Origin of the sequence: Staphylococcus sp. GDX8P80P (assembly GCF_017893095.1) — a bacterium.
Taxonomy (GTDB): Bacteria; Bacillota; Bacilli; order Staphylococcales; family Staphylococcaceae; genus Staphylococcus; species Staphylococcus borealis.
Genome location: NZ_JAESMI010000018.1, coordinates 20,054 through 27,527, shown reverse-complemented (window position 1 = coordinate 27,527; position 7,474 = coordinate 20,054). Strand labels below are relative to the sequence as shown.

Annotated in this window: 7 protein-coding genes; 3 read left to right on the top strand and 4 right to left on the bottom strand. The window is 34.7% G+C overall.

The features are described 5' to 3' along the window. Window positions 1-239: 239 nt before the first annotated feature. Both KA858_RS02540 and KA858_RS02535 read right to left on the bottom strand, forming a co-directional pair. Window positions 240-1,169: a manganese-dependent inorganic pyrophosphatase gene (locus KA858_RS02540; RefSeq protein ID WP_210134929.1), complete on the bottom strand. Its 930-nt coding sequence runs from the start codon at window positions 1,167-1,169 to the stop codon at window positions 240-242. A 50-nt stretch (window positions 1,170-1,219) separates the two neighbouring features. After that, window positions 1,220-1,780 (bottom strand): cysteine hydrolase family protein, encoded by a 561-nt coding sequence (locus tag KA858_RS02535; protein WP_210134928.1) that lies wholly within the window; start codon window positions 1,778-1,780, stop codon window positions 1,220-1,222. 172 nt (window positions 1,781-1,952) lie between these two features. Between KA858_RS02535 and KA858_RS02530 the strand changes: the two genes are divergently transcribed. Further along, the gene (locus KA858_RS02530; RefSeq protein ID WP_210134927.1) at window positions 1,953-3,035 is read left to right on the top strand and encodes a glycosyl hydrolase family 28-related protein; all 1,083 of its coding nucleotides are present in this window, start codon (window positions 1,953-1,955) and stop codon (window positions 3,033-3,035) included. Between the two features lie 74 nt (window positions 3,036-3,109). Here KA858_RS02530 and KA858_RS02525 read toward each other — a convergent pair whose 3' ends face one another. Together KA858_RS02525 and KA858_RS02520 are read right to left on the bottom strand one after the other, a co-directional pair. Continuing rightward, window positions 3,110-3,910 carry a prephenate dehydratase gene (locus KA858_RS02525; RefSeq protein ID WP_210134926.1) on the bottom strand — a complete coding sequence of 267 codons (801 nt, stop codon included), beginning with the start codon at window positions 3,908-3,910 and terminating at the stop codon, window positions 3,110-3,112. Between the two features lie 29 nt (window positions 3,911-3,939). Beyond that, window positions 3,940-5,007: a nitric oxide synthase oxygenase gene (locus KA858_RS02520; RefSeq protein ID WP_210134925.1), complete on the bottom strand. Its 1,068-nt coding sequence runs from the start codon at window positions 5,005-5,007 to the stop codon at window positions 3,940-3,942. Between the two features lie 178 nt (window positions 5,008-5,185). Between KA858_RS02520 and KA858_RS02515 the strand changes: the two genes are divergently transcribed. Next, on the top strand, window positions 5,186-6,655 hold the full coding sequence (locus KA858_RS02515; RefSeq protein WP_075108566.1) for a nicotinate phosphoribosyltransferase: 1,470 nt from the start codon (window positions 5,186-5,188) through the stop codon (window positions 6,653-6,655). Further along, a complete protein-coding gene (nadE, locus tag KA858_RS02510) occupies window positions 6,648-7,469 on the top strand; it encodes an ammonia-dependent NAD(+) synthetase (RefSeq protein ID WP_210134924.1) in 822 nt (273 codons plus the stop codon). The genes KA858_RS02515 and nadE overlap by 8 nt, the downstream gene beginning before the upstream one ends. Window positions 7,470-7,474: the final 5 nt, after the last annotated feature.

The window sequence follows — 7,474 nt, the reverse complement described above, 5'->3', positions numbered from 1 at the left end:
ATAAAAATGAAGCAGGACTGAATTTTTTAAATTCGTCGCCCGCTCCCAGCTTGCTTTGCTTGTTGAATTTCTTGATGAAATGCGCTTTGTTGGGGTCCAGCCCGCAAAGATAACTAAAACCGAGAAAAGCTTACGCCCTCTCGGTTCAGTTAGCTACTGCGCATTTGCAAAGTAGTATTGTTTAATTATTAATGTCCTAGCCTTACATATATAGGCGATTAATTAAATACCTAAATGTTTTATTTAGTTAAAGCTTCTGTAATTTGAGGTACCACTTGTTTTTTACGAGAGACAACGCCTGATAAGAATGCCATGCCATCGTCTAGTTGAACTTTAAATGCTTCGCCAACTTTGTCTTTTTCAGCACCTACGACTAAAATTTTAGAGTCACTATTAATAATATCAGTTACGACTAATACAAATAAGTCGTATTTTTCATTTGCACTTGTTTCTAACATTGCTTTTTCAAGATCTTCTTTGCGATCTAAGACTTCGTCAATGTCAACCGTGTTAACTTGTGCAATACGTGTAACATAGTCACCCATATTGAATGATTTAGCATCCATATCTAATAATTCTTCAGCAGATTTATCAGTTGTAGATGCACCAGCTTTTAACATATCTAAGCCATATTCATCTAAATCAACATTTGCAATGTCTTTTAAATCTTTAGCAGCATTTACATCTTCATCTGTACAAGTAGGTGATTTAAATAATAAGCTATCAGAAATGATTGCTGAAATCATTAATCCAGCAATGTGTGGTTTAATTTCAAATCCACGTTCTTTATACATTTTATAAAGAATTGTAGCTGTACAACCAACTGGTTCTGCTCGATACCAAAGTGGTGAAGCAGTTTCAAAGTTTGCGATTCTGTGATGGTCTACAACGTGTTTAATCTCAGCATCAGAAATTGTTTCAGCACTTTGTTGGAATTCGTTATGATCGACTAAGATAACGTCTTGGCCATCTAGGTTATCACTTAATAATTCTGGTGCTTTAACTTCAAAGTGATCTAAAGCATATTGAGTTTCAGGATTAATATCTCCTAAGCGATATGGCGTCGCTTCAGAGTTACCAGTTAATTGTTCAAAATCAGCCATGATTATAGCTGATGCGATTGCATCTGTATCTGGATTTTGATGTCCAAAAATATAAGTTTTTGCCATTGTTATTATCCACCCTTATCATTTGATTTTTCATCTTATTTTATCATGTTTTATTTAGGAACATCTACCTCTGCGCCTAATGAGTTTACAAAATGTCCTAAAGCCCATACATGACCATTTTCATTGAAAGAAGCAACTCCATCTTTAGGAATAGTGATTTGATATCCTAAATTATAAGCTGATACAGCAGTATGGAGAATGCAAATATCTGTACATACACCTACGATTTCAATATCTGTAATATTTCTTTCACGTAATAGGCTATCTAAAGGCGTACCGTAGAAAGAATCATACCGACGTTTATCTAGGTAATGAATATTCTCGCGTTCTTTAAAATTATCATAAAATGTTTTAACCTTACCATACAGTTCGCGCCCTGATGTGCCCTCAATATTATGAGGAGGGAATAACTGCGTCTCAGGGTGGAAAGGATCATTTTCATAGTGTAAATCCATCATAAAGAAAATATCTTGATCATGTGACTGAAATGTTTCAAGACGATTTAGGATAAACGATTCAATATCTTGACCGGGTTTACCACATGTTAAGCGGCCATCATCTGCAATAAAATCATAAGAATAATCTACAACGATAAGTGCTTTTTTAGTCATGAGCTATCATCCTCTCGAATAAATGTTTGAGGTATTTAAATATTGTATAATTATATAGAAACGATTAAATGATTACCTCATTAATCATTACATATATTATAGCTAATCCCATTCTAAAATGGTACACAGCCTATAGATTTAAAGATTGGAAAGTTGAGATAGGGGATACGATATGTTAATTAATGCTCAAGACTATGGACTAAAAGGACATAATAAACGCAAAGACACGAAAGCAATACAGCGCGCATTGAATAAAGCAAAATATGGTGAACACACTGTGTTTATACCGAGTGGTACGTATCATATTTCGAAAGCACTCATTATTTACGGCGCAACGACACTATTACTTGAAGATGATACCACATTGCTAAGATGTGGTAAGGATGCCCTTTTAAAAAACGGACATCGCTTTGGCTTTTATAAAGGTTATCAAGGAAATAGTCAGATTTATATTAAAGGTGGAACATTTGATATGAATGGTGGTCAATTTCCGTATAATAATACTGCAATGTCAATTGGACATGCGGAAGACATTCAACTGATTGGTGTTACGGTATTAAATGTCGTAGGTGGACATGCTTTAGATGCCTGTGGTATTAATGGCTTATATATCAAGAACTGTCATTTTAATGGATTTAATGATTTTGATGGCGACCGCTCATTTTCAGAAGCGATTCAATTGGATATACAAGTCCCAGGTGCATTCCCTAAATTTGGCACGACAGATGGAACCATTACTAAAAACGTTGTTATCGAGAATTGTTATTTCGGTGATTCCGAAGACCAAGACATGCGCCCATGGAATAGAGCGATTGGCTCGCACGCAAGTAGATATAATAAATTCTATGACAATGTGCATATTAAAGATAATTGTTTTGATGGAATGGAAGATTATGCATTAACACCACTTAAAGCTAAAAACATGATTATATCACGCAATGAATTCAAAAATTGTAAAGGTGGTATTCGATTTTTAGGTGTAAAAGATGGAAAGAATGCTGCTGACCCTAACACAGGCTTAGTTATGCCATCTCAAGCAGGTGAAAACTTCAGTGTAATTAGTAATCATTTTAGTGGGAAAATGAAAAAAGATGCCATTCATATTAGAAGTTATAATGATGTAAAACATCAGCAAGTATTTATTGCAGGGAATACGTTTGATGATGCATCACAAACGATACATTTAGAGGATATAGCTGACCTGACTTTAAATCAGGATGAGGACATCACAATTAGGAAAATAAATATAGAATAAAACAGTTTGCAAGTAGGACAAAATGGGTGTGGGGTGATGAATTCAATTTGAATTCATCACCCCACGCCTAATTTCTATTGGCGATTGAATGCGCCTATAATTTTAACGCTGAAGTCCAATGTTTCTAAAATTGAAATAACTTTATCAAGTTCTTCACTTTTACCTATATCGGTTTGAACAAAGAAACGATACATTCCTAGTTGTGTCTTAAGCGGTCTAGATTCTATCCATGACAAATTAATATCAAATAATGCAAAAGTATTGAGTATACTAGCTAACAGGCCAGCTTTGTCGTGTTTCGGTGTGATTAATAACAACGTGCTAGAAGCTGTTTCACTATAGTGTTCATCACTTTTAACAACTAAAAAACGCGTAACATTATGCGGATAGTCTTGAATGTGTGCATCAATTGGTTCGAAACCATATGCTTCGCCACTACCTAGTGGCGCAATAGCAGCAACATGTGTATCGATTTTCTCCAAACTTTGTATTGTACTGTCGACATAATCATATATGAAATGATGTCGGTGTATATATTGGCTCGTCTGACTAATCGCAGGTGCGATAGAATATACCTTTTCAATGTCCTCCAGTGAAGTACCTTTAAGCGCGTATAGACCAAAATTTATATCTAAATGAATTTCACCATGAGCATAAATGTCTTCTTGCGCAAGCGCATCTGCAACAATATTAATTGTTCCTTCAATTGAATTTTCAATAGGGACGATACCCACAGCATTGCTATGACTGTTAACTGCTTTAATTACCTCATAGAGATTGGATTTAGGAGAATATGTAACCTCTTCCTCTGATAAATAAGTTTTAGCTGCTAAGTATGAAAAAGTCCCTTTAGGACCTAAATAATATAAACGCATCTTTGTTCATCACCTCGAATGATTGAACACTAGTGGAACGGACACTTCATTGACTGTGATGTCTTATAGTGAAAATTAGGATCCTTGATTTCATTATTATAACCATGATGATAGTTTGAAGTTAGGGTTGGTGAAAGTGGTGGTGCTAACCATGACCATTTTCCTGTAACATCACGATGATGTGCGTGTTCTTTTTCTTCAAATAATTGAAATTGTTTAGATGCAGTTAGATGATCTACAATTGAGACACCTTGAGATTTGAATGAATGATACACTGCATAATTTAATTCAACTAGCGTTCGATCTTTATTAAAAGAATTATTCTTAAGTGTACCAAATTCAAACGCTTCTGCAACACTTTCAAGTAAATTATAGCGGTAAGGGTCTGTGAAATTGCGCACTGCAATTTCAGTTACCATATACCACCCATTAAATGGAGCAGTTGGATACGTGATACCACCAATTTTTAAATCCATATTCGAAATGATAGGAACACCGTACCATTTTAAATTTAGTTGTTTCAATTTTGGGTACTGATCATGTTCTATATTAACTTCTTTTACTAATTCATGGGATAACTCATATAGTTTAATTGAATCATTAGGTAACTGGTATATGAGTGGTAGTACATCAAAGTCTGTGCCTGCACCTTTCCATCCTAAATGTTCGGCCAATTGTGTTACTTCTCGTTCAGATGGATCACCACAATGTTCATAGCCTGCATACCTAATAAGTTGATTATTAAATATACGTGGTGCTTGATCAGGTGAAAAAATCGTTATATAAGGTTTGATTTTACCATCATTCGTTGCATATTTTAGATGATGGTTGATAGCATTAATAAAATCACGCTCATTGTCAACATTTCTTGCATCTTCTACATGGAGAGAATCCCAGAATAAGCGCCCGATACAACGATTAGAATTACGCCAAGCAAGTTTTGCACCATACGCTAATTCATCAAACGTATGTGTATATGTACCTGTATGTTGAATCTCTTCTTCTATTTCTTTTAATCTATTATCCCGTTGCGATGCATTGTAATTAAGTTCGTGATACATCGTTTCGATAAAACGTCTCGCTTCTTCTAATAACATAAGACCACCTCGGTTCATATTATAATCTAGACAATCAATTAACTCATTCAATTACATATATTGTCACGAATTTGTCTAATTGATATATTTTTTATTTTAAAAGTATCAATAAGATGTGAATACGCACTTCTAATGAATTATGATAAAATGTACTAAAACATCGTTAGGAGAGATTATGGTGTATCGATACGAAGATGACAGTTTAATGTTACATAATGACTTGTATCAAATTAATATGGCAGAAAGCTATTGGAATGATGGTATTCACGAACGAAATGCAGTATTTGACTTGTATTTTAGAAATATGCCTTTTGAGAGTGGCTATGCAGTATTTAATGGATTAAAAAGAGTAATTCAATTTATAGAACATTTTCATTTTAGTGATTCTGATATTGCGTATTTACAGTCGATTGGTTATAAAGATGATTTCTTGAACTATCTAAAGAACTTAAAGTTCACTGGTAATATACGTTCAATGCAAGAAGGTGAATTGTGCTTCGGTAATGAGCCATTACTTCGAGTAGAAGCACCATTAATTCAAGCACAACTTATAGAAACAGTATTATTAAACATAATTAACTTCCATACGTTAATTTCAACTAAAGCAAGTCGAATCCGTCAAGTTGCACCTGATGATACTTTAATGGAATTTGGAACACGACGTGCACAAGAATTGGATGCAGCACTATGGGGGGCACGTGCTGCCTATATTGGCGGTTTTGATTCTACGAGTAATGTGAGATCAGGTAAATTATTTGGTATACCTGTTTCTGGTACGCATGCACATGCACTCGTTCAGACATATGGTGATGAGTATAAGGCGTTTAAAATCTATGCAGAACGTCATAAAAATTGCGTTTTCTTAGTAGATACGTTCCATACATTGAAATCCGGTGTGCCTACAGCGATTAAAGTGGCTAAGGAATTAGGGGATAAAATCAATTTCATTGGGATACGTTTAGATTCTGGTGATATTGCTTATTTATCTAAAGAAGCGCGTAGAATGTTAGATGAAGCGGGATTCAAAGATGCTAAAATTATTGCATCTAATGACTTAGATGAACAAACAATTATGAGTTTAAAATCTCAAGGCGCTAAAGTTGATTCATGGGGTGTAGGCACTAAATTGATTACCGGTTATGATCAACCCGCTTTAGGTGCAGTGTATAAGCTTGTAGCAGTTGAAGATGATAACGGTCAATATATTGATCGAATCAAACTTTCTAACAATGCTGAGAAAGTAACTACACCAGGTAAGAAAAAGGTATATCGCATCATTAATACAAAAACAGGTAAAGCTGAAGGCGACTATATTACGTTAGAACATGAAAATCCTAATACAGAGAAGCCTTTAAAAATGTTCCATCCAGTTCACACATACAAAATGAAACATATTAAACACTTTGAAGCGATTGATTTACATCACTCCATTTTTGAAAATGGTAAATTGGTTTATCAATTACCGAGTGAAAAAGAAGCACAAGACTATTCTAAGCATGCGCTATCTAAATTGTGGGATGAAAATAAACGCTATTTAAATCCTCAAGAATATCCGGTTGATTTAAGTACTGCTTGTTGGGATAACAAACATAAACGTATATTTGAAGTTGCAGAACACGTGAAAGAAATGGAGGAGGACAATGACTAATTTACAAGATATCGTAGTCAAAGAAATGAAAGTGAAATCAACGATTGATTCTGAACAAGAGACGCGTGACATTATACAATTCATAAAAAATTATGTACAATCACATTCATTTATTAAATCTTTAGTATTAGGCATTTCCGGTGGTCAAGATTCAACGTTGACTGGTAAATTGGCACAGATAGCGGTTGAGGAATTACGTAAAGAAGGGCGAGCGTGTCAATTTATCGCTGTGAAATTACCTTATGGTGTTCAAAAAGATGCTGAAGAGGTTGAAGACGCGCTAGATTTTATTCATCCTGATGAAATTATAACCGTTAACATTAAACCAGCTGTTGATCAAAGTGTTCAATCGTTAAGCGAAGCCGGCATTACATTAACAGATTTTCAACGTGGTAATGAAAAAGCCCGTGAACGTATGAAAGTTCAATTTTCAATTGCATCTAATCGAAGTGGCATCGTCATAGGAACTGATCATTCAGCTGAAAATATTACCGGATTCTATACGAAGTATGGTGATGGTGCTGCCGATATTGCGCCAATCTTCGGTCTGAATAAAAGACAGGGAAGACAATTATTGAAATATTTAGATGCACCAAAACATTTATACGAAAAAATCCCTACAGCAGATTTAGAGGATGATAAACCTCAACTACCTGATGAAGAAGCATTGGGTGTTACGTATGATGAAATAGATGATTATTTAGAAGGCAAGGACGTGTCAAGCGAAGCACGTGATACGATTGAAAATCACTATATCAAAAATGCCCATAAACGTGAATTAGCATATACACGTTACACTTGGCCAAAAAATTAAAAAAC